This window comes from Acetobacterium bakii, from assembly GCF_001263355.1.
Lineage (GTDB): Bacteria > Bacillota > Clostridia > Eubacteriales > Eubacteriaceae > Acetobacterium > Acetobacterium bakii.
In genome coordinates this window covers 1-22,553 of record NZ_LGYO01000072.1, presented here as the reverse complement: position 1 = coordinate 22,553, position 22,553 = coordinate 1, and the positions used below count along the sequence as shown (strand labels likewise).

Here is a 22,553-nt window from a genome sequence, read left to right as displayed (position 1 = left end):
CCAAATCAAATTGCTGGATGCTTCTAATAAGCAATTAGCGGGATACAGCGTTCAATACAGTGGCCATGTCCAAGATATTGGTGATGTCGCAATGGTTGCGGATGGCAGCAAACTGGGAACAGTAGGCGCCAGCCAACGTTTAGAGTGTTTATCCGTTGGCATTGTTAAAGTAGCTGATTTTGTTCCTTACTATCGAGCTTTAGGTGCGGCAGAAGAAATTATAGCGACTAAAGATGACTATACCCCAGCTTCAGTTGCGGCTCTTGAAAAAGCGGTTCATGATAATCCGGTACCTGACTCACCTACCCAGGCACAAGTTGATGCTGCAGCACAAGCAATTAATGAGGCACTGGCTAATGTCATAAAATTAACAAAAATAACTACGATTAGTGTGATCAACCCGACAACCGCTATCGTACAATTTAACAATCAGGTTGTCGATTTGGACAAATCTGTAATTTCGGTTTCAAATAAAGATGGCGATGAGCAAGATATCAAATTGATAGAGTTAGCTAATGATGGTTTATCGGCAGCCGTAATATTTAACACTCCACTTGTTGAGGGAACGACTTATACTATGTCAATTCCATTCCTTACCAATATAACAATAGGAAGCTTTGACTATGCCGTCAGCGAAGTTCGCAGTATTGAGGCCGCAACCCCTCAAATTGTCGTGGCAGATCAGGCTACCGCAATTGATTACAAAGTATATGATTTCGATGGCATGGATATTACCAGTTTAGTACAAGATAAGATTACTTTCGAATCAACAGTAACGGTAACAGCAGATGGTAAAATTACATTACCAGCTAAAACAACTGGTGTTGTGACCGTTGTCTATACTAATGGAGACGTTGTCGTCAAGAGCCCTCAGATTTCAGTATCAACAGAAGCTTTACCAGTCATTACTCAAATCTCCAACACGCTGACAGTTGATCTCGCCGATGAATATGATACATATACATTAAGAGAAGTATTAGCAAGAGCATTTAAAGCTACTTTAGGTGAAAAAACACCGGATGTTTTTGTAGAAAGTTACGTATCTGATAATGAATCAGTAACTTCTGGTGAATTAAATCCCGGTACTGCAACAATCGTAATACCTGGAGTTACCGTAACCGGCATTAATGTAGCAGGTCCATATACGTTAACGCTTAAGGTAACCGATACTACAAATTATGTAGCTCTGCGACCAGCTCTATATGCAATTAATGCAGGTGCACATAAGAATACCGCTACTGTTGCCAATTATACAGATGCTGGAATTACCGGTGTAACAGCCGCTAATCTTACTGATGTCAATGCACAGGTAACAGCTGACGAAATAGCTAAATTAGGTAGTTTAACCAAATCACAAATTCAATTATCAGTCAATAAAATACTCGAAATCTAGAAATCTAAACGGTTTGAGTAAGAAAACAAAAAGCGCCTCACAGAAATTATTTTCTGTGAGGCCTTCTTTTTGGATGACAATTCGTAAGCGCACAATAACCGCGGTTGAGATAAATGCCACTTAAACCGCTATTGCACTGTTACATCCTGGGGATTAATCTTTCCTCAAACCATAAAGTTTAGCAGTTTTCGATATCCCTTGATGGGTTTGGTCAAATATTACAGGCGAATACCCCACACAGTCCCAGTTCCGAAAATGAACAGGAGACGTTTATCGACGATGGTGTTTTAGGCACCCGCTGGATATCACCCTGACGCTGCAGACGGCTACTAGCCGCCCCTATGGGATGATGCCTTAAAACACAAGCGATTGTTTACTGTGCCTAAACTTGATGACATAGCAAAAGCCCGGCCAACCCATCAGTGATGGATTGACCGGGCTTCATTTTTTGCACTTATTCATTGGTCAGCCTTGATGCTTATAATAAAAGATGGCCAGCTGGGTCCGATCCCGGAGGTCAAGCTTTTCCAAAATCAGGCTGATCCGATTCCGCACCGTTCCTTCGCTTAAATAGACAGAGCCGGCAATTTCGCGATTGTTAAGGCCCTGGGCGACCCAGTTAATCATCTCCAGATCTTTCTCATTTAAATCATAGGCGGAAAAATCAAGCTTTTGTTCATGACTGACAAGTCCCGGAATTTTGGTGATGATATCCTGGCCAAAGACATTCTGGCCCGCATGCACGGCGCGCAGCGACGGGACGATGCTCTCAAAATTCTGCTTGATCAGATAACCTTTGGCCCCCAGTTTCAAGGCCTGGATGATGTATTCATCATCGACAAAGGTCGTTAGAAATAAAATCTTCGCCGCCGTATCCTCACTTAAAATGGTTTGCGCCGCCGCAAGTCCGGTCATGATGTCCATGCGAATATCCATCAACAGCACATCCGGTTGTAACTGGTCGTACAGTGTAACAGCCTCTTTGCCATTATGACCCAGCCCCACCACGGTGATATCACCTTCCGACTCGATGATGGTTTTTAACGACGCACAGACCAGTTTATCATCATCCACAACTACTATTTTCATCAACTTCCCCACGCTTCGCTTATTTATTTTTGGGCACAGAAATAAATATTCTGAAGCCCTTGTCGGTGCTGAAATGGACATTCCCGTTTAGTGTCGTGACCCGGTCCATAATATTTTTCAGACCCATGCCCCGGGCATCAATGTCTCTGGTTGTGGTGCCATTGTCCTGGATCACAAGTTGGTATAGGCCCGGATGTTCCCGCACCGTCACGGCTACCTTGGTGGCATCCGAGTGCCTGATGATATTTGAAAAGGCCTCTTTGACGACGGCAATTACACAGTATTTCACGTCATTTTCCAGGCTTGTTGCCACATCATAATCGAATTTTACCGGGCAGAACTTAAAATTATTGATTAAGGTCTGCAGTTCCACCCGGACATCGAGGGCTTCATCATGAAGATCATGGACGCTGTCCCGGATGCTGTTCATTGCCTCGGACAGGGTCTCCTTAATGCTTCCCAGCCCCGTTTTGATCTGGTCATCTGGGCTGACCACCAGCAAGGCGCCGGTTTGCAAAATGCAGCGCGACAGCATATGGCCGACATTGTCATGGATATCCCGGGCAATCCGGTTACGTTCTTCCAGGGTGGCCAGATTCACTTCATAATCCTGTTTCTCCATCAGCAACCGGGTTTTCTTTTCCATTTGCAGCGCGGTTTCCTTGGCCTGATCCCGCAGCAGGAAATAGTCTTTTTTCATGGTTTCCAGCGCCAGGGTCCGCTTTTTTAAAAAGTAGGCGACGACGATAAAAACCGGAATTAAAACCGCCGCCGTGCCGGTTAGCAGATTTAAACCGGTTATCAATGGCAACACGGCCAGCAGCCACAGCCATTTATAATTGGCAATCAACACATCGTAGCACAGCAGGGGCAGAAACGCCAAACTGGCCGGTTCAACAAAGCAGAAAATCACATAGGCAACAAAAATCCCAACGGTGATCCGGCCTTCGTCCAGATAGCTGGATGCGGCACTGAAGATGATCGCGGCCAGCACCGTCACAATCACATAGGCATTGGTCACGGTGGTCAGATACAGCGCCAGACAAAACACAAAAATAATCAGTTTATCAATTAATTTATTCATCGTTTCTACCAAACCTTTATTCCCCGACGTTATTATTATCACATATATTAACATAAATGATGACATTTGTCATTTTGAATCATGAGCGTCGTCACTTCCACTCTGTCGGCACAAATGTTAGAATGAACCCATCAACAAGTTTAAATGACTTGATTTATTCAGGAGGAATATAATGTTAATAAATGTGAAAAACCTGGTCAAACGATACGGCGATCTGATTGCCCTGGACCACTTCAATCTGGAAGTTCAGGAAGGCGAAATCCTGGGCCTGCTGGGTCCCAACGGGTCCGGCAAAACCACCGCCATCAACTGTATACTATCGCTGCTTAAATATGATAAGGGCACCATCGAACTCTATGATCAGCCGATGACCCCGGACGCCTATGACATCAAACGCAACATTGGGGTGGTGATGCAGAACGTGGCCATCTTTGATGAGCTGACGGTTTATGAAAATATCGATTACTTCTGCGGCCTGTACATCAGCGATAAACACACCCGCAAAAAACTGGTGGCCGAAGCCATCGCTTTTGTGGGACTCGGGGATTTTAAAAAATTCTCTCCCAAGAAACTCAGCGGCGGCCTGCTGCGCCGGTTAAACATCGCCTGCGGCATCGCCCATAAGCCTAAACTGATCATTCTCGACGAACCCACCGTGGCCGTCGATCCCCAGAGCCGCAACAATATCCTCGAAGGCATCATGGAGCTAAACCGCCAGGGCGCCACCATCATCTACACTACCCATTACATGGAAGAGGTTGAGCAGATCTGCAGCCGCATCGCGATCATGGATAAGGGGAAGATCATTGCCATGGGCACCAATGAAGAGCTCAAGCAGATGATCAAATCCGGTGAGCACATCAACCTTGAACTGCTCAATCCCGAGCATCTGGAGCTCTCCGAAATCACCGCCCTGCCCCACATTATCTCCGCTGAGCTAACCGACCATCAGCTGGTGGTGAAGTCCGGACGGGGGAAAAACACCCTGATTGCGATTCTTGATTACCTGAAGGGCCGGAATATCACCATCGGTAAAATTTATTCCGAACCACCGACCCTGAACGATGTCTTTCTGGAAATAACCGGCAAAGCGCTGAGAGATTAGGAGAAATAATATGTTTTTATTCAATTACCGCTATCGCCTCAAATGCATCTTTAAAGACCGGCAATTAATGTTCTGGACCTTTCTGTTTCCGATTCTGCTGGCCACCCTGTTCAACCTGGCCTTTGCCAACATTACCAGCTCCGATAATTTTATCAAAGTGAATGTGGCGGTGGTTCAGAATGAAGCGCTGGATCAGAACCCGGCGTTCACCCAGGCCATCACTGGAGCTGATGATCTGTTCGTGGTGCAAAACACCACCCGGGCCGAAGCGGATGCTCTGCTGCAGGATAATCAAATCGACGGCATTATTACTTTTGACCCGGATCTCAATATGGTGGTCAACCAGTCCGGTCTTAATCAGACCATTATCCGGGGCTTTCTCGATGATTATGTGCAATCGAACGCCACTATCGTCACCGTTGTCACAGAGAACCCCGGGTCCCTGGAAAACGGTATCCTCAACGGTATTTCCAGTCGCAGCGAATACCTGACCGCGGTATCCGCCAGTCAGTCCGCCCCGGATCCGATTGTTAATTATTTCTACGCCCTGATTGCCATGACCTGTTTATACGGCGGGTTTCTCGGCGTCAAAGAAGTGGTGGCCATTCAAGCAGATCTCTCCGCCGTGGGGGCCCGGATCAATCTGGCGCCGACCAACAAGCTGACGGTCTTTATATCGTCAATGCTGGCTGCCACATCAGTGCAGATGCTGGAACTAATGATTTTGCTGACCTTTATCAGCGGCGTTCTGGGCATCAGCTTCGGCGATCAGTTTGGTTATATCGCTCTGACCTGCCTATTGGGCAGCCTCACCGGGGTGACCTTCGGTGCCTGCCTGGCGGCCGTCATCAAAAAAGGCGAGGGTATCAAAATCGGCATCCTGATCGCATCCACCATGACCATGTCTTTTCTGGCCGGGATGATGTCGACCGACATCAAATATCTGGTGATGACCAAAGTCCCCATTCTGGGCTACCTCAACCCCGCCAACCTGATTACCGACAGCTTTTATGCACTGTACTACTACAATACCCATACTCAGTTTTTCACCGACATCCTGCTGCTGTGCGGCTTCACGCTGCTCTTTAGCACCATCACCTATTTTGTATTAAGGAGACAGAAATATGCAAGTTTATAAAGCTTTTTTCAAAATAATTCTGAAAAACCGCATCCAGCTGATGATTTACCTGGTGGTTTTCATGGTCCTGGCACTGCTCCTCAGCAGCTCCTATAACCCGCCCCAGGATACCGATTTTACTAAGGTCAAGGTCAACATCGCCTTCATCAATGACGATATCGATTCGCCGCTGGTGGCGGGACTCCAAACCTATCTCGGGGAAAATGCCAACCTGGTGGCGATTCCCGATGACACCCAGAAACTACAGGATGCGTTGTTCTTCCGCGATGTCGAATACATCCTCCGGGTTCCGGTCGGCTTTACCGACGCCATGCTCAGTGGCAGCGCGGTCCAGCTGGAAAAAACAACGGTCCCCGATTCCACCAGCAACATTTATATGGATCTGTTGATCAATAAATACCTGAACACCGCTAACACCTACACCACCTATCTGCCCGGCCTCAGCCAGACTGATCTGGTGGCCCATCTGCAAGAAGATCTGGCCAACGCCACGGAGGTGACCATGATCAGCAGCGGGACCCACTCCGCCTATGCAGAAAAATCCGGTTACTATTTCAATTATCTGTCCTATTCTTTATTCGCCATTCTGATTCTAGGGATCTGCTCAGTGATGCTGGTTTTTAATAATACCGATTTGAAACGCCGCAATCTCGTCTCACCGCTGCGTTCCGCCAACATGAATTTTCAGATGATCCTCGGCAACCTCAGTTTTGCGGTGATCACCTGGCTTGTCCTGATCTCGGCCAGCTTTGTCATGTATGGCAGTTTTATGTTTACCGCCACCGGCCGGCTGCTGCTGTTAAACTCCTTTGTCTTTACCCTGGCGGCCCTGAGCATTAGCTATTTGATCGGCAATCTGGTCAAGAGCCGGGGCGCCATGTCCGCCGTCGCCAATGTCTTCGCCCTGGGCACCAGCTTTATCAGCGGCGTCTTTGTTCCCCAGGCGCTGCTGGGCGACAATGTGCTGACCATTGCCAGCTTTACCCCCACCTACTGGTATGTCAAAGCCAATAATGAAATCACCGCTGCGGTTAATTTCAATGCCGCCAGTCTGACCTCGATCTTCACCAGTATGATCGTAATTCTGGGCTTCGCGGTGGCAGTGCTGGCGGTGACGCTGGTGCTGATTAAACAACGGAGGCTGGATGCTTAACGGTTCTAGTCTAATCTACCCTACAACCCGAATAAATCTAACACCTGATCGTCCTCAATGACATGGGGACTTTTTTTGTCGGCCTTATAACTTTTTTGTGAATTTAATCTCATTTGCTTCACACCACCGGATACTCCCCGTCAGGCAATTGTTGACACAGACCATGCACCGGGTTTATGCCGGTTCCACTGAACGAATTTCATAAGTTTATAAGCTATTGTCAGGCACGGAGGCCTCCTAGCTTGATTTATTCTATTTGGGGTGGTACTATAAAAGCACTGACATAAAAAGGGGGAATTATGAAAGAAAATAGAGCTTATTATTTGGGCCTGATGAGCATTGGAATGTTTTTAATAGCAGCTGTTTTAGGAACTACCGGGTTTATCTCAGGCAGTATTCTTACCGGTGTTGGCTATGCTTCGTTAGGCGTGGCAATTGGTGCATTTATTGAGGGCAGAAAAGAACTTTTAAATGATCCTAAAAACAAAAAATCCCGGATTGGCTATATTATTGGAATTGTAATGCTTTCATTCCAAGTGCTGGGCGGAGTTATTCTTTTGCTGACAGCGAACAAAGGCTTGATTAAATATTTGGATTTCATCAGCTGGCTGGTTTTTTTCGCCACCCTGATTATTCTCATCGTTTTTGCCGTTCGGAAAAAGCCGCTGAAAATTCTTTTTATAATTATAGGCTGTTGTTTTATGCTCTCACTTTTGGGCGAATCCATAACCGCATCATCCCCGGGACTGTTTTTGGGAATGACTGGTTTAGCCGGTTTTTTTACGGCCATAGTTGTCCTGATCGTCTTTGCTATTCAGAAAAAACCACTAAATATTTTGGTTATGATTATCTTCGGTTGTTTTTGTTTGTTTGTTTCTGGCTTTGTATACTCTGACCTTATCGAGTCCCCGATGGAACAAACAACTGCTAAAGTGGCAACCGCTGAGTCAGCAGCAGACCAAATGGGCACAGCGTTGGCAGAATCTATGCAAAAATATGAAACGATGAGCATCGAGACATTTGAATCGCTGCCCCGCCACGAACGGTTAATTTATGCCCAATATCTCATTAATAAAACAAACGACAGCGGTAATTATGAAAAATTATATGGTGGCGAGAACGCCGTGTATGCTTTGCCGTATAAAGAAGCGACAATTAATGATTCCGGGCAGGATATTATGGATAACGTTGAACTTAAACTTCAATATGCCGCCCTTCAACACATCGACAAGGAAATGACAGCTGATACGGCCGATGCTAAAAAACTATTAACCATACCGTTTTTGTATATTGGCGCCGATGAATTTCTTTCCGGGAATTATTTGAATGAAAAGGAAATGCTTGAGCGCAATAACAACGTATTTGTGTTTTCTGATGATGCGACTGCTTTAGAGACAAGTGATTTAATTACTTATAACTATGATTCTGATACCGATTTGCCGGCAAAAGTAGTTAAATTCACCGATAATACTGATGGCGTCACTAAATTTGCCGAGTATGCGCTAACGCAAGTTATAAACCCAGACAAAAGTGTGCAAAGTTCCTGGAGTCTGATCGCTACTGCCGCAACCGCCGAAGATTTGGAAAATGTAATAGCATCCCTGGATGGGATAAACTAACAACAAAAGAAGCACTGATCAGTGCTTCTTTTGTTGTTATTCTATCGTAAAATCATAGTGATACACTTCTTCTCGAATGCCAAGGGAATCGTAAAGTTTTACGGCGGGTGTGTCTTCGCGATCGGCCTGGATATAAACCACCCAGGCACCCAGTTTGGCAGCCTCATCCTTCAGAAAATGGATGAGATTGGTGGCTATTTTCTTCCGGCGATGATTGACATCGACGGCTAAATCATAAATATACACCTCACTGCGTTCCTGTTCGAATTTTTCCAGCACATAAGCCACAAGACCTGCCACTACCCGGTGATTGACCGTTGCCACACAAACGAGAACATTCCCTTTGGATAACAGTGACAGCAAATAGTTATCCGATGGTTTCTTGCCCAGATAAGTATCAGCTTCATCAAAGGCATCTGCATAAAGTTCATTAAGTTCTCTTAATAAATTCAGGGATTCAGCATCCTCATGGAGTCGCTTGAATAAGATATCCTGACCATAATTAGTCATTTCTATCTTTCTCCTTTCTTTCATCCTCAGGGCAAAAACATCATCGATTCACCAAGGTGAAGTTCCTGTATACAGTATCCGGCTCTTTCGTGTTCATTCGAATGGAATCTGCACAAAATAACCGCCCTCTGATCTACGTTCACTTTACAAACACAAAGTTAAGGCGATTATTTATCGCCTCAGGCGTTGCGGGTCTGGGCCTGCGGTTGCCATCGCCGTCACAACCCGGGCGGCTAATACCTGCCCCTATGGGATGATGCCTGATGCTCGCTATTGATTGCAAGCCAGACACTCGTCAGGGTGATGCCCATGGCCGCTTTTTTGATATTGATTTAAAACCTCCTGATTTTAATAAACAATCGACCATGGCTAATTAACAATTGGATTGAGCTAAGTCCGTTGCGATGTTTATGATAATTAAATGACTATTAAAAATATACCCTGATAAAGCTTAGCTATTCAATAAATCATTATGACCTAAACGGAATAAAAAGGGCACGGGCACGCGTTTGCCTTTTTCGTCTTACGCCCTGTATTAACTTTCGTATATGGCAGCGATATCATGTATTCTGCGCTTCATTTCGGTGCGAATATGTAACGGCTCTAAACACTCGCATTTATCCCCAAAACTGAACAGAATATTGTAGTGGTATTCGTTCTCGATGAAAGGAAAACGAACAATGTAATGCTCATCACCGTCTGGCGAAAAGTGTTCATCAGGGCAATAATCAAGGACCCTGTCCATAACCGATTGATGAATACGAATTTTGATTTCTGTTTGCATCGTTGTCAAAATATCAGTAAAATCCAACTGCGGTTTTTGATAATCCCGGGGCGTAAAAAATTCCGCCTGGATTTGCAGGTTTGACATCCGGGATAGCTTAAATAAGCGAAAATCATTTCTTTGATGGCAATACCCCTGCCAATACCAATGACTGCTTTTCAGTACCAGCTGATAGGGCTCGGCTGTTCGTACGGTTTTATTGCCGTAGCGGTCTGCATATTCAAACGAAAGCAGCTTGCTTTCCTGTAAAGCGGTTTTGATCATTTCTAAATAGGATTGGATGTTCCGGTTGCCCATCCACGGACTTAAATCGATACATATTTGATTTGCTTTTAATTCAATGTCTTTCGCTCTGTCGGCGGGAATAAAACTCCTGACTTTCGCCAGGGCGTTTACCAGTTCATCACCGCGGATCATGTTGGAAAGACTGGAAAGCCCCATCAAGATCGCGGAAAGGTCGGCGGTCGAAAAAACCTTTCGATCAATCTTGTATTGCTGCATGATTTCAAAGCCGCCGCCGACTCCCGATGTTGATCGCACCGGAATACCCGCCATGTTGATCGAGTCAATATCGCGGTAGATTGTGCGGGGTGAAACTTCAAACAGATCGGCTAACTCCTGGGCGCCGATACGCTTTTTATCAAGGAGTATCATAATAATGCTAACCAGCCTGTCAACTTTCATCGGATCACCGCCTTTCAAAATTTCTTGTTATCATTATAGATTGTTGCCATACTGCTGTCAACAATAACACGGTATAATAAAAGCAATCAAATCAATCTATCCCTCAGGAGGAAACACGATGCAAAAAAAAGCCTTAGTCATAATCGATATTCAAAATGACATCACCAAGAATTACAAGGATGTTATTGGCAATATCAATAACGCGATTGATTGGGCCGTCAATAATAATATTCATGTTATTTATATCAGGCATGAAAATTTATCAGCCGGCACGCGGACTTTTAAACCCGATACAAAGGGGTCTGAATTAGCTTCTGACTTGAAAATAGCATCACAAAATGTTTTTACAAAATCCAAAGGAAACGCCTTAAGCTGTGAAGAATTTGCAGACTTTATCAGTAAAAATGAAATATCTGATTTCTACATAACCGGAGCCGATGCGGTTGCTTGTGTTAAATCAACCTGTTACAACTTACGCAAAGCAAATTATGGCGTTACTGTCCTATCCGATTGCATTACCAGTTATGATAAAAAAAAAATTGACGAAATGCTACGTTATTATGAAAGTAAGGGCAGTCAAATTATTTATTTGAATGACCTATTGATTCAAGCTCTTTGCATATTAACCGCAGAGCGCGGTGGGCGTTGTTGCGCCGCCGCTTTGCTCGTTTATCGGTCAATGTCCCTCTATCTGTTTCCCTGAATCTGCCAGGGTTGTTTTTTGTTGAGGGTGTGCTCATATCCGGCATAAATCCCAGCGGTCTGCATCAGTTGCTGATGGTTTCCTCTTTCAACAATCCGGCCATCTGCGATGACCAGAATCTGATCGGCATTCTTAATGGTATGCATGCGGTGGGCAATGACCAGCAGGGTTTTGCCTCTGACCAGTTCACTGATGGCCTCCTGAATATAGCGTTCATTGTCCCGGTCAACACTGGCGGTTGCTTCATCCAGAATGACAATCGGGGCATCTTTGAGAATACACCGGGCAATCGAAACACGTTGTTTTTCACCACCGGACAAACTGGCGCCGCCTTCGCCCACCAGGGTATCAAAGCCATCGGGCAGCGCCATGATAAAATCATAACAGCGGGCTTTTCTGGCGGCTTCTGTCACCTCTTCCCGGGTTGCGTCATGGCGTCCCATGGCAATGTTGTTGTAGATGGTATCCTTGAATAAATAAACCCGCTGAAAAACCATGCTGATTTGTTCCATTAATTGCGCGAGGGGCACCGTTTTTAGATCCACGCCCCGGATCATAATTTCCCCTTGTCTGACATCCCAGAACCGCGCCAACAGATTGGCCACGGTTGTTTTTCCACCACCTGACGGGCCAACCAGCGCAGTCATGGTCTGGCTTTTTAACGCAAAGGAAATGTCGTCCAATACCAGCTCCTCGCCATAGCCAAAGCCGACTTGCTTAAATGCGACTTCAATGCCATTGGCGGCCTTCTGCGGAAGGGTCTGCTGGCCGCCGTCATCCAGTTCCGGTTCACTGAGTACCGCTTCAATGCGATCAAGGCAGCAATTCATAATATTCAGTACCGGAGCTTCCAGATACAACGCCTTCAGGGGACCGAACATCTCAAAGACAAACAGCAATACTCCCAACAGATATGGCAAACCGATCGCACCAGTGACGGTGAGGATAATTGACATCCCGAATACCCCGCTGATGCCAATGGCAAAGACAATAAACAAACCGACAATCCAGGGGGACATAGCGCTTTCAAAGTCAATGTTTTTATCCATGGAGCTCTTGAAATTATGACGGAGTTCACCGGATTTTTCACCCAGAAGATTATAGCTTTTAATCACGGCAATCCCCTCGACAAAGGCCAGCACCGCATCAGTAAGCAGTTCGCTCTGTTGCTGACGCAGAATTGACTCCTGGGCCGATACTTTTTTCTGCATCTGCTCTCCCACCACCACCGCAACACCGGTGGTGACCAGAGCGATAACACCCAGGCGCCAGTCAAGCAGACACATAAAGAGCAGCATTACCGCGGCTGAAAAAATAAAGCTCATGATATTTCCCAGCTTATGCATAATATTTTCTTCAATAAAGGCCATATCGGTACTTAAAACCGAGCTGATTTTACCAATATTCCCTTCGGTAAAATAACCCATCGGCATTTTACGCAGATGATTCCCCAATTCGATCCGTTTATCCGCAAAAAGCAGATAGCCGGCGCCACTTTGCAATTGGTCGGTTACCCGATGAACAATCATCTGCATCAGCAGCGTCACCACCAGCGCAATCCCCACATAAAGGCAATCGGTGGCGGTGATACTGTTATCATAGAATCGGGATAACAGGATAAAACTGTAGTAGATGGGCATTTTTGAAAGAATCGCCTCAATCACGGCGAAAACAAAAGCCCCTTTGATGCGCCAGCTGTATTTTCCGGCCAGCCTGACAATCCGCCTGATCATTTTTCTAATCATTATCCTTTACCTCTTTCATCTGCCAGTCCGCACTTTTCTGATTATGCATCCATAATTTCTGATACAAAGAAGAATTTTCAAGTAATTCCTGATGGGTACCATGGGCCGAAATGGAACCATTTTCAAGCACATAGATCTGATCGGCACCCATTACGGAAGCCAGTCGGTGCGCGATCACAAAGGTCGTTTTATTATGCACCAGTGCTGCCAGGGCGGCCTCCATTTTTTCCTCATTTTCCGGATCGGCAAAAGCGGTTGCTTCATCCAGCACCAGAATCGGCGCATTTTTCAGGATCGCCCGGGCCAGCGTAATCCGCTGTTTCTGCCCTCCGGATAGCTGATTGCCGCAATCCCCGGCTAAGGTATCGATGCCGTTTGGCAACTGCCGGATAAATTCCAGGCACTGGGCTTTTTCAGCCGCCAACAGAATTGCTTCTTCCCCGGCCTCCGGTTTGCCCAGACGGATGTTTTCCCGGATACTGGTATTAAATAAAAACTGGTCCTGGGCCACGTATGAAATGCAATCATTCAAGGCTTCCAGACTCATGGTACAGATATTTTGTCCGCCAATGCTAATTTTCCCCGCGTTGACATCGTAATAATGGACCAGTAATTTGGCCAGAGTGCTTTTTCCTGAACCGGATTCTCCCACCAACGCAATGGTTTCACCTGGTTTGGCTGATAAGTTGATGTGATGAATCACCTTGGCATCATGATAACCAAAGCTTACATCGGTAAATAAAACGGAATGATCTGTTCCTGAAAAGGACGCCGTCCCTGCCTTTAGCGGCGTTGCGTCGATGACGCTTTCAACTTCGGCAAGTTTGTAGTTGAGCTGCGGTAATGCCGATATAAACGACAGTGCTCTTAACAAAGGAATCCCCAGACCCATCGACATGCACATGGTCAGGATCAGATCCGGCAGGGTGGAATATCCCTGAAGCACAAAATAAGATCCCAGCGGCAGGGTGAGAATTAGGGTATAAGGCAACAGACAACCATAGACGGCCATCCATGGCCAGCAAGCTTTAAACCATTTTAATGTAAAATCCCGGTAATTTTCCACATCGGTTTTAAACCGTTGGTAAGATTCACCTTCCCGATTAAATACTTTCACCACTTCCATGCCATTGATATATTCAATGATGGTATTATTCATCGTCTGACCAGCGGTAAAATACGCGCCCATTCGCTTCATGCCAATGGTGTACATGGTCGTCATGGCCAATAAGCTTAGTGGCACCGAGGCCATCGCCATGAGTGCCAGTTTCCAGTCTACGATCATCAAAATACCGTAGATGACCAGCGGCACCATCACGTTGGCAAAGCCTTCGGGGATGGCATGAGCCAACAGGGTTTCCAGACTGTCTACATCGTCCACAAAAAGCTTTTTCAGTCGACCGGTACCTTTTTGTTCAATGACCCCAAGGGGCAACTTTTCCATTTTTTCCTGAAGTGAGATTCGGATATTTTTCAAGGTGCCATAAGCGGCTTTATGAGAAAGATCCAACCCAATCCCCATAAACACTGCCTGGAAAACAAGAAAAAACAAAACCATCCCTACCCGGATCAGGATGTCACCGGTTGCCAGGGTGCGGCCGTTAATTAAGGGCGTAATGATCTGATAGACCATTACAAAAGGAAACACGCCGGCCAGAACAGACAGTAACAGCAGCATGGTGGCAAGCATCATTTTCTTTTTCTGGTCTTCGGCATAAATTAAGATTCTTTTAAACATGTAAGCCTTCTTTCTGCAATTGTTTCTCGTAGAGATTAATAAACATGGTTCTGGTTTTTTCGATGCCAGCTTCATCCAGCGGGTAGTGATCGATACTTAAATCCCGATTGAGCAGCAGCACCTCATCGGCACAGCCTAAAATCAGTTCCAGATCGTGGGTAATAATCACCGTGGCTTCCACCACCTCCCGATTTTCATGAATCAGTTGACAAAATGCTTCCATCGATTGGCGATCCAAACCGCTTGTGGGTTCATCAAAAAAATGGTATTTCTTTTGTCCGTAAATGGCTGAAGCAATGGCCAAGCGCTGTTTTTGTCCCCCGGAAAGCGAGGCCGGATGGCGCTGGGCCAGGTCGCTGAGTCCCAATTGATCAAGGATCGCATGGGCTTTTTTCGCATCCCGGGATTTAACCCCAAGCAGCACTTCATCAAGAACCGTTCGGGCAAAAAGCTGACTGTTCACATCCTGCATCACCAGAAAACTCTCGGCCTGTCTGGCCCGCTTATTTTTTTTCGACCCATTTAAAATAATATCACCCCGGTAATTTAAAAATCCCATCACACAGGCAATCAGGCTCGACTTACCGACGCCATTTTCGCCCACAATGGCCAGCACCGTATTTTTTCTGATTTGAAGATTTGCCATCTTCAAAATCGTCTGCTTGTTACGGCGCACCAAAAGCTGCTGGAAGCCCATGGCCACTTCCTTAAGTGGTTGCCGGGCGACTCTTCTCGAATCAATCTGGTTGAAGTCCAGGGTTCTCAGGCCCATCCTTTGTCTGTCGGCCTCGGTAACAGCTTCAAGCTCTTCGGGCCGATACTCATTTAGGATTTTCCCGTCCTCAAGAAAGATATACCGGGTCGCCAGCTCCTTTAAATAATGCAGCCGATGCTCCGAAATAATAATGGTTTTCCCCTGGGATTTCAGTTGTTTTAAAATGCTGTGCAGCTGTCCGATGGACTGAAGATCCAGATTGGATGAGGGTTCATCCAGCACATAAATATCCGGGTTCATGGCGTGAATAGAACCACAGGCAATCCGCTGCTTTTCGCCTCCGGACAGCCTGAAAATATCCCGGTTGATCAGCTTTTCCAGGCTGAAATCCCGGATGCTCTGTTCTAGACGTCCGTGGATTGTATCCCGGCTTAAGCCCTGATTCTCGCAGCCAAAGGCCAGTTCACCGGTCGTATCGACGTTGAAAAACTGAGCTTTGGGATTTTGAAAAACACTGCCCACAAATTGGGAAATCTCCCGGATGGTCATATCCTGAGCGTTTTTTCCCTTTAATATTACCTCCCCTTGCAGCTCCGCGGGATAAAACATCGGAATCAGGCCATTGAGCAGCCGTGTAATCGTGGTTTTGCCACAGCCGCTTTTACCACACAAAACAACACATTCCCCTTTTCCAATGGTGAGGGAAATCTTATCCAGGGCGTTCTGATTACCGGTGTTGTCTTGCCCACCTTCATAAGAAACCGAGATATTATTTAACCGAATCATCCCAACCATCCTTTCTTCATTAAAATAAAAATGATAATAACGCCAGCCATCAGGCCATAGTCCGGCAACCTTAATTTAACATCTGCCAGATTGGACCGGACCGAATCCCGATCCAGGCCCCGGGTCATGGCTGCCGCGGCCAGTTCATCCATCACCCCGGCTGATGAGATCAGCAGGGGTACCATCACATATTCCAGGGTCATAAACGGTTTAAACAGCACCGCTTTCACCCCCATCGGGATACCCCGATAAGACATGGCTTGAACAATGGCCCGGTATTCCTCTTTGACGGTTGGCACAAAGCGCACCATTACCGCAAATGGAATGATAAAGCCCATCGGTAGATGGGCCTTTTGAAAAGCCGCAATAAATTCACTGACCGTGGTATTTTTCATTAATACGGTAAAACACATCACCATCGGTAAAAAAAGACGAATCATTCGATCAGCAATGATCAAACCCTGACCAACCGGTGTTGACACCTGTAAGCCATACCCGCTATCCACAGCCAATAGCAGAAAGAAGAGACCCCCATAAAGCAGGGTCTCTTGAATCATCTGTCCATTGAGCAAAAGCAGGCAGGAAATTCCCGCCAGCAGCACTTCCACCATGACCGGCTTACTCCCCATCATCATGATATTGATCAGGACAAATACCACCAGTTTGGTTCGGGGATCAATGTTCACCACTGATTTTGACTGCAGCATAATGGCCGACACTAGACAATTCCAGCACGTTTAAAGTGATGCTTCAATGCTTTGTTCCCGAGCACGCCACCGATTAATCCGCCGATAAAACCGGAGAGAATCAATATCAGGATGATCCCTTCGGGAGCAAGGCTGGCAAATTTTTCAACATAAGCTTCACCGTAGTACTGGGTCATGGATTTTAAAAAAGCATCTTTTGCAAAAAGGATCGACAGAAACGGCCCCATAAACATGCCCGAAAAAAAACCGTATCCCAGCATATTGTGCTTTGAGGATTCAAAATTTCCCAGGCCCGATGTCACCTCGGCCGCCAATCCGCAGATCAGGGAAAAAAGCAGGGGATAAAAGGAAGTGCTCGACATCACCAAACCACATAATGCCGCAAGAATCAAAATAGCGCCTCTTTTGGGGACCTTATTGATATAGAGCATATAAATCGGGCCCAGCACAATGCCCGTTAAAAATGCCACCATCAAAAAGGTAATCGGTGTAAATCCGGTAATCACCGCCATCGCGATTAACCCCACAACAAAAATCGCCCCGAATGCACCGGCCAGAATCAATTCTTTTGTTGATAATTTCTTTTTCATACTAACCTCCAAATAAAATGCGTGTGTTAGATTTATCTAACACACGCATTTTATCATTGGCCGCAGGCGGCTTCTACTCTTTCAGGACACAAATAGTCATGCTGGACATTTTTCTTGTTGGTGGCTTTTCTTTCTAAAAGCTTTTGGCAATAGTCCGTAATTTTTTTTAAATGCCCGGGTGAAGTTGCTGGCATTCTCATATCCAAGCATCAGGCCAATTTCCAGAATGGATAAATCCGTGTGGGTGAGATCGTGAGCGGCCCGATTCATGCGCATCTTTCGCAAATACTCATACGGGGTAAATTGAAACATTTCTTTAAAACATTCTTTGAAAATCGTCGCCGAAATACCATGGCTCAGGCAGAGCGCTGAAATGGTATGATGCACCGAAAGATCTGTTTCAATCACCTTTTTAATGGCCTTCGTTTTGTCAATCTGTTCTTTGGAAAAACACCGCCGGTGATTAAAAATCTTGTAATCTTCCTGAATAATCATCAGAAATAGTTCGATCAGTTTTAGCCTTACAAAACCCAGTCCCAACGTCGCCATTCCTTCATAAAGCATCTTACCGGTCCTGCACAAATTATCCCCACAGGCAAAAATCTGGACATTATTTATTTTTTCGATTTGTTCAAAGAAGAGCGACAAATCCAGATTATATTCTTTTTTCCATAAATCCAGCAACTGTGGCGGCAGCAATTCTGGATAAATCAAAAGGCTGAACCCCCGCATGCTGTCTTCAATCATTTTTGAAGCCAGACTGGAGCGGCAATTGTTAAAAATCCCGATGTCCCCCGGCGACACGTAGGTAAAGATATTCTTTTTCAACTCCATCTGGTAAATGCCCTGGTCGCAAAATGATATCTGATAAAATTTGGGCATGTTCTTAACTTCTCCGGACCAGGTATAGGCTTCTTTAAAATCCATGAACTGTATCTCAATGCCGTCATAAAGAGAATAAGCGGCAATTCGACTTTTGGAAATCTGCTGATCCAATCCATACACAATTTGGAGGCCATCCTCTTTCAGGATTTTCAAGCCCCATTCTTTTTGATTCAGTCTCACGTTCTGTCTCCTTTGTTCTTACTGGAATGCTGGCTTAACTGTTATATATAGTTAGCTTACACTAACTATATTCTAACGGATTACCGCTAAAAAATCAATGAATATTTCCCTTAAATAGTGTGCCCTTTCCAGTGATTCAGAGAATTAATCATTGACATCAGTAAGCATTTATGATAAATTTTACTTGTGTTAGATATGGCTAACACTTTAATTTCAAAAGGCTATACATAAGTATTGTTATTATCGGTGGAAATAACCGTCTGATCTATCAATATAAAGATCTGTGTAAAAATATGATTACCGAGCGAAGGTATTCGCTCAAATGCAAGGAGAAATATCATGAGTATACTAGAAAATGAAATAATACGTCACTGTTCCCCTACCTTGGCCGGCATGAAAACAGGTAACCTATTCAGTTACCCGTTTAATGATTTTAGCCAACTCAAGAATCAACTATCCGATTGGAATAACTCGCTGAATTCACGCGGTGTTTTTCTGGAAATCTTAAGGGTAAATGCCTGTCGAGCTCTTATTTATGTTTACCGCAAAAATCGATTGCACAATGACCTGTCCTGTCCAAAAGTTCAGACCTTCCTTAGTCAGATCGGTTATCCAGTCGATAATTTGAAATCATGTTTGAATTTTCTATCCCAGCGCATTCAAAATTCAGCAGATTTTCCCCATGAAATCGGATTGTTTTTGAGTTATCCTTTTGAAGATGTGCAAGGCTTTATCAACCACAAAGGCAAAAATTGTAAGCACATCGGGTGTTGGAAAGTATATTGCAACGAACAGGAAAAGATAAAGTTATTTAACAAATATAAAAAATGCACCACAAAATATCGCCAATGTCTTCGCAATGGATCATCGATCCAACATTTAACGGTAGCTGCATAATGAAGGGACGGTTCTTTCGTGTTCTAATGAATGGAATCCGAATAAAGAATCCTCCCTCTGATCTATTGAAAGCCTTTATGATCCTCTGGATGTGGCCCATCGTTTTATGGGAAATTAACCACACCCCTTCATCAATTTCATAATCGCCATCGACAAAAACAAATCGGTCACTTTAAAAGTAAGGAATTACGCTTTTCCACTAGGTAGCATCATCAAATACATCCGCTAGAAGCTGACAGATTCCGGTGCCGTTCAGAAATGGCTATCAGTGGCTATTTGATTTAAATTTTTGATAACCCCGATAACTGGTATCACTGAGTCTAAGTTTAAATATTTCATTATTTTGCAAATATACCGTTAAGTAAAACATATTCAGGAATTCTTCTCTGACTTCATAGATCTTGATATCCCCAAAATCTATCACTTTAGAAAAGTTATAAATCAATTTATTCTTATATACATAAGAAGTCCCTTTGAAAATTAAAGCATCTAACATAAAGACAAAAAGAGTGTATACAATAAAGTCAAGATTCTCATGCGGATTCACAAATACAACATTTATCAGACCCATTATATATGCTATTTTACCAAGTAATACCAGGAAAAAGCTCATATCCTCACCAATGCTTAGTTTACCTTCGTAGGGATATTTCAAAACGATTCTAAATTTAAAATTAACGTAAACCGATAGCACCAGGAACGCAATGAAAATTACTGCATATGTATAATTGTCTATGCTTGTTATTGTGAAAGCAGATAGGATTAACATAATAATCAATAATGTTAAATCAATGTAATATTTCTTCTTCATTTTTTTACTCTCCTCAAACATCAATATTTGCATCCGATGTCGCCTTATCCACTATATTAAATCATAATTCATGCATTAATACCATATTTTAAACTAAATAATAAGTTATATGACAGGTCCGGCCACATAAAAAAAAGCACACAATTAAGAGTGCTTCAGACTGTCAATGCTGAATAATTTGCCTTTCGTTGTTTATTTGTTAACGTTGATTTTGGTTCGTACAAGGGGCGGGTATTACCCGCCCGCAAACGTAGCGGTGATGGCCAACGGTTGCAAAAACCTCGACGTCACGGGCGATTAATAATCGCCCCTTGGGATGAATGCGAAAGAATGTATTTAACCGGGGAGGTTTTCCTCCCCGTAATGCCCTAGCTCATGGCAAAGGCTGATTTGTCAGTGATGACCAGTTCCGCCCGGACTTTCGCCTCAAGGGGCGAACCATCGGGTGCGAAAACGTTTTTGGCGATCATCGCCGCCATAGCGGTGTTGACCTCGCCCACAGTGAGCCCGGCTTTGGGCTCGGTGATGGACATGGTGGTGACCTTTAAGTCAGCCCGTTTAAAACTGAGCTGCAATACGGTATTTGCTGCCATATAATTTTCTCCTTTCTGTGGATTTTTTGTAATTGGTCGGCGCCGGCGCCGTTACGTCTGCCATTAAACCGATAGCAGCAGCGACAGATCGTGTTTGATGACTTCTTCCAGTGTCGGTTGCTGGAGCCCGGCAATGATCTGGGCCACGTCGTAAATATCCTGGTCCGTAGCGGCGGCCCGGACGTCATTGTAGGTCCGGGCTGTGATTTTTTCCTTGCCGCCGACCATGCCGTGGTTGGAACGCAGCTGCATTTTTTTACCCAAAGGGTTGGTTGTTAGTGCCATATTTTCACCTCCTTTCCTTGTTGGATTCATTTTATCACAGAGGCGGAATGGCTTTAAATGGCCTTATTCCATGATGCTTTTCTTTGTACCATTGACCCTGCAAATCGCAAACAGTGAAGAAGAATATTGATGCTACTGAAGATTTTTGGAAATAAAATAAATTAGTACCTCTCATTAAACATCCTATCTAAAAATGAACGTTTGGCAACCAGACAAATTTGGTTGCCAAACGTTTTTTATTGAGGGTATTTTCATAATCTGTAAAATCCGGAAGAGGTTTCTTATTATTAAAAATTCTTCTTGCTTCATTGCAACTAATTTGCAATAATTGAATCATCAGTATAACTATGCTGAAATTTCTTCGCGGTAAACTGCATTTCCTGAAAAAATTTGTAGAGCAGAAAGGATTTTATTTTGAATTTACTTAAAAAACTCTATCCTTATACGATTGTAATTGCATTCATTTTCTACGGTATAATAATTGAGGAGTTTAGAGTAATCGTACGGGGTAATGGGTATTAATTGCTGACTTGCTGATTGGGATCTTGATTTATCACAAAAAGAGCACCGCCTGTTCCCTAATGGGCGGTGCTCTTTGAAATCGGTATTATCCATTTTTTAGGATTGCCTCCCACAGAGCTAACACTATCATTTTATATTAATTCACGATCAAGCTGATACACCTGTAGTTGAATTCTAGAATTCAACTACAGGTGTATCACTATTATTTTTTGTTGAAACTAATCCTTTTGATAAATAGTATCCTGCCCGCACTGGAAAAACATATAATATAACTGGTGAGCTAAATAATAATTTAGGACAAAAACAAGGCGCCCTTTCACCGCCTTTATCAGAATATCGGCGAGCTGGACATGGCCATCGCTGTGGCCTCGTTTCGCGAAAGTATGCCCGAGGCACATTTACACTTATAGCGTACCAAAGAGACCCAAAACATGAAGAATATGTCGAGAAAACGGTTAATTATGTCGAGGACGGTTATGGCACCGGATTATGCGGTAAGATTATTGGACATAATAAGTAACTCCTTAATTGCGGAAACTTGTTAATATGAAAAGCGGATCTTTGAGGGGTTGACGATAATGAAGGAGATGGTTATTAGAATCGATTAAAGCCACAGTAATGAATGATCTGAAAATTTTTTTCGGATTTCAAAAATCAAAATAATACAAAGAAGAGGAGAATATTAAAATGAAAAGAATTTCAGTAAGCTTATTTACAATCATCATGATGCTTCTTATGGTTTTTTCATCAAATGTTTTAGCAAATGATGCGAGTGCTATGGGCGTTGCATATCGAGCTCACATACAGGATGTTGGTAATTATCCAACTGACGGAACA

At 44.4% G+C, this 22,553-nt stretch carries 18 protein-coding genes and 2 pseudogenes; 7 read left to right on the top strand and 13 right to left on the bottom strand.

The features are described from left to right. Positions 1-1,393 (top strand): annotated as a pseudogene (locus AKG39_RS18735) (hypothetical protein); the annotation flags it as partial. Between the two features lie 465 nt (positions 1,394-1,858). On the opposite strand, the gene AKG39_RS18730 reads toward AKG39_RS18735, so the two are convergent. Together AKG39_RS18730 and AKG39_RS18725 are read right to left on the bottom strand one after the other, a co-directional pair. After that, positions 1,859-2,482 carry a response regulator transcription factor gene (locus AKG39_RS18730; protein WP_050741934.1) on the bottom strand — a complete coding sequence of 208 codons (624 nt, stop codon included), beginning with the start codon at positions 2,480-2,482 and terminating at the stop codon, positions 1,859-1,861. 19 nt (positions 2,483-2,501) lie between these two features. Continuing rightward, positions 2,502-3,566, bottom strand: coding sequence for a sensor histidine kinase (locus AKG39_RS18725; protein ID WP_050741933.1), 1,065 nt, complete (start codon positions 3,564-3,566; stop codon positions 2,502-2,504). A 172-nt stretch (positions 3,567-3,738) separates the two neighbouring features. Between AKG39_RS18725 and AKG39_RS18720 the strand changes: the two genes are divergently transcribed. From AKG39_RS18720 to AKG39_RS18705, 4 genes are all read left to right on the top strand, one after another. Continuing rightward, positions 3,739-4,671, top strand: a complete 933-nt coding sequence (locus AKG39_RS18720; RefSeq protein ID WP_050741932.1) for an ABC transporter ATP-binding protein — start codon at positions 3,739-3,741, stop codon at positions 4,669-4,671. A gap of 10 nt (positions 4,672-4,681) precedes the next feature. Then, on the top strand, positions 4,682-5,809 hold the full coding sequence (locus tag AKG39_RS18715; protein ID WP_050741931.1) for an ABC transporter permease: 1,128 nt from the start codon (positions 4,682-4,684) through the stop codon (positions 5,807-5,809). Further along, positions 5,796-6,962, top strand: a complete 1,167-nt coding sequence (locus tag AKG39_RS18710) for an ABC transporter permease (protein WP_050741930.1) — start codon at positions 5,796-5,798, stop codon at positions 6,960-6,962. Before AKG39_RS18715 ends, AKG39_RS18710 begins: the two co-directional genes overlap by 14 nt. Before the next feature lie 299 nt (positions 6,963-7,261). Then, entirely contained in the window at positions 7,262-8,581 is a 1,320-nt protein-coding gene (locus AKG39_RS18705) for an MFS transporter (protein ID WP_050741929.1), read from the top strand. Positions 8,582-8,617: 36 nt separating this feature from the next. Here the strand turns inward: AKG39_RS18705 and AKG39_RS18700 are convergent, their stop codons facing one another. Both AKG39_RS18700 and AKG39_RS18695 read right to left on the bottom strand, forming a co-directional pair. Next, on the bottom strand, positions 8,618-9,091 hold the full coding sequence (locus AKG39_RS18700; protein WP_050741928.1) for a GNAT family N-acetyltransferase: 474 nt from the start codon (positions 9,089-9,091) through the stop codon (positions 8,618-8,620). Between the two features lie 535 nt (positions 9,092-9,626). Next, the gene (locus AKG39_RS18695) at positions 9,627-10,559 is read right to left on the bottom strand and encodes a helix-turn-helix transcriptional regulator (RefSeq protein WP_050741927.1); all 933 of its coding nucleotides are present in this window, start codon (positions 10,557-10,559) and stop codon (positions 9,627-9,629) included. 118 nt (positions 10,560-10,677) lie between these two features. Here AKG39_RS18695 and AKG39_RS18690 point away from each other — a divergent pair. Continuing rightward, positions 10,678-11,163 (top strand): annotated as a pseudogene (locus tag AKG39_RS18690) (cysteine hydrolase family protein); the annotation flags it as partial. Positions 11,164-11,246: 83 nt separating this feature from the next. Here the strand turns inward: AKG39_RS18690 and AKG39_RS18685 are convergent. The 6 genes from AKG39_RS18685 to AKG39_RS18660 form a co-directional block, all read right to left on the bottom strand. Continuing rightward, positions 11,247-13,007 (bottom strand): ABC transporter ATP-binding protein, encoded by a 1,761-nt coding sequence (locus AKG39_RS18685; RefSeq protein ID WP_083439670.1) that lies wholly within the window; start codon positions 13,005-13,007, stop codon positions 11,247-11,249. Further along, positions 13,000-14,745: an ABC transporter ATP-binding protein gene (locus AKG39_RS18680; protein WP_050741926.1), complete on the bottom strand. Its 1,746-nt coding sequence runs from the start codon at positions 14,743-14,745 to the stop codon at positions 13,000-13,002. The genes AKG39_RS18685 and AKG39_RS18680 overlap by 8 nt, the downstream gene beginning before the upstream one ends. Next, positions 14,738-16,246: an ABC transporter ATP-binding protein gene (locus tag AKG39_RS18675; RefSeq protein ID WP_050741925.1), complete on the bottom strand. Its 1,509-nt coding sequence runs from the start codon at positions 16,244-16,246 to the stop codon at positions 14,738-14,740. Before AKG39_RS18675 ends, AKG39_RS18680 begins: the two co-directional genes overlap by 8 nt. Next, positions 16,243-16,953, bottom strand: coding sequence for an energy-coupling factor transporter transmembrane component T (locus AKG39_RS18670; RefSeq protein WP_126981282.1), 711 nt, complete (start codon positions 16,951-16,953; stop codon positions 16,243-16,245). The genes AKG39_RS18675 and AKG39_RS18670 overlap by 4 nt, the downstream gene beginning before the upstream one ends. 11 nt (positions 16,954-16,964) lie before the next feature. Next, positions 16,965-17,543, bottom strand: a complete 579-nt coding sequence (locus AKG39_RS18665) for an MptD family putative ECF transporter S component (RefSeq protein WP_050741923.1) — start codon at positions 17,541-17,543, stop codon at positions 16,965-16,967. Between the two features lie 96 nt (positions 17,544-17,639). Continuing rightward, on the bottom strand, positions 17,640-18,608 hold the full coding sequence (locus AKG39_RS18660; RefSeq protein ID WP_050741922.1) for a helix-turn-helix domain-containing protein: 969 nt from the start codon (positions 18,606-18,608) through the stop codon (positions 17,640-17,642). A gap of 339 nt (positions 18,609-18,947) precedes the next feature. On the opposite strand from AKG39_RS18660, the gene AKG39_RS18655 reads away from it, so the two are divergent. After that, positions 18,948-19,505 carry a DUF3793 family protein gene (locus AKG39_RS18655; RefSeq protein ID WP_050741921.1) on the top strand — a complete coding sequence of 186 codons (558 nt, stop codon included), beginning with the start codon at positions 18,948-18,950 and terminating at the stop codon, positions 19,503-19,505. A 265-nt stretch (positions 19,506-19,770) separates the two neighbouring features. On the opposite strand, the gene AKG39_RS18650 is transcribed toward AKG39_RS18655, so the two are convergent. The 3 genes from AKG39_RS18650 to AKG39_RS18640 form a co-directional block, all read right to left on the bottom strand. Beyond that, on the bottom strand, positions 19,771-20,316 hold the full coding sequence (locus AKG39_RS18650) for a hypothetical protein (protein WP_050741920.1): 546 nt from the start codon (positions 20,314-20,316) through the stop codon (positions 19,771-19,773). Positions 20,317-20,684: 368 nt separating this feature from the next. Continuing rightward, positions 20,685-20,909, bottom strand: a complete 225-nt coding sequence (locus AKG39_RS18645; RefSeq protein WP_050741919.1) for a DUF2922 domain-containing protein — start codon at positions 20,907-20,909, stop codon at positions 20,685-20,687. Positions 20,910-20,972: 63 nt separating this feature from the next. Next, entirely contained in the window at positions 20,973-21,194 is a 222-nt protein-coding gene (locus AKG39_RS18640) for a DUF1659 domain-containing protein (protein ID WP_050741918.1), read from the bottom strand. Between the last annotated feature and the right edge of the window lie 1,359 nt (positions 21,195-22,553).

What these genes read in the sequence shown, in the direction of transcription:
- AKG39_RS18730 (WP_050741934.1), bottom strand. Translation starts at nt 2,482, where the DNA reads ATGAAAATAGTAGTTGTGGATGATGATAAACTGGTCTGTGCGTCGTTA.
- AKG39_RS18725 (WP_050741933.1), bottom strand. Translation starts at nt 3,566, where the DNA reads ATGAATAAATTAATTGATAAACTGATTATTTTTGTGTTTTGTCTGGCG.
- AKG39_RS18720 (WP_050741932.1), top strand. Translation starts at nt 3,739, where the DNA reads ATGTTAATAAATGTGAAAAACCTGGTCAAACGATACGGCGATCTGATT.
- AKG39_RS18715 (WP_050741931.1), top strand. Translation starts at nt 4,682, where the DNA reads ATGTTTTTATTCAATTACCGCTATCGCCTCAAATGCATCTTTAAAGAC.
- AKG39_RS18710 (WP_050741930.1), top strand. Translation starts at nt 5,796, where the DNA reads ATGCAAGTTTATAAAGCTTTTTTCAAAATAATTCTGAAAAACCGCATC.
- AKG39_RS18705 (WP_050741929.1), top strand. Translation starts at nt 7,262, where the DNA reads ATGAAAGAAAATAGAGCTTATTATTTGGGCCTGATGAGCATTGGAATG.
- AKG39_RS18700 (WP_050741928.1), bottom strand. Translation starts at nt 9,091, where the DNA reads ATGACTAATTATGGTCAGGATATCTTATTCAAGCGACTCCATGAGGAT.
- AKG39_RS18695 (WP_050741927.1), bottom strand. Translation starts at nt 10,559, where the DNA reads ATGAAAGTTGACAGGCTGGTTAGCATTATTATGATACTCCTTGATAAA.
- AKG39_RS18685 (WP_083439670.1), bottom strand. Translation starts at nt 13,007, where the DNA reads ATGATTAGAAAAATGATCAGGCGGATTGTCAGGCTGGCCGGAAAATAC.
- AKG39_RS18680 (WP_050741926.1), bottom strand. Translation starts at nt 14,745, where the DNA reads ATGTTTAAAAGAATCTTAATTTATGCCGAAGACCAGAAAAAGAAAATG.
- AKG39_RS18675 (WP_050741925.1), bottom strand. Translation starts at nt 16,246, where the DNA reads ATGATTCGGTTAAATAATATCTCGGTTTCTTATGAAGGTGGGCAAGAC.
- AKG39_RS18670 (WP_126981282.1), bottom strand. Translation starts at nt 16,953, where the DNA reads ATGCTGCAGTCAAAATCAGTGGTGAACATTGATCCCCGAACCAAACTG.
- AKG39_RS18665 (WP_050741923.1), bottom strand. Translation starts at nt 17,543, where the DNA reads ATGAAAAAGAAATTATCAACAAAAGAATTGATTCTGGCCGGTGCATTC.
- AKG39_RS18655 (WP_050741921.1), top strand. Translation starts at nt 18,948, where the DNA reads ATGAGTATACTAGAAAATGAAATAATACGTCACTGTTCCCCTACCTTG.
- AKG39_RS18650 (WP_050741920.1), bottom strand. Translation starts at nt 20,316, where the DNA reads ATGAAGAAGAAATATTACATTGATTTAACATTATTGATTATTATGTTA.
- AKG39_RS18645 (WP_050741919.1), bottom strand. Translation starts at nt 20,909, where the DNA reads ATGGCAGCAAATACCGTATTGCAGCTCAGTTTTAAACGGGCTGACTTA.
- AKG39_RS18640 (WP_050741918.1), bottom strand. Translation starts at nt 21,194, where the DNA reads ATGGCACTAACAACCAACCCTTTGGGTAAAAAAATGCAGCTGCGTTCC.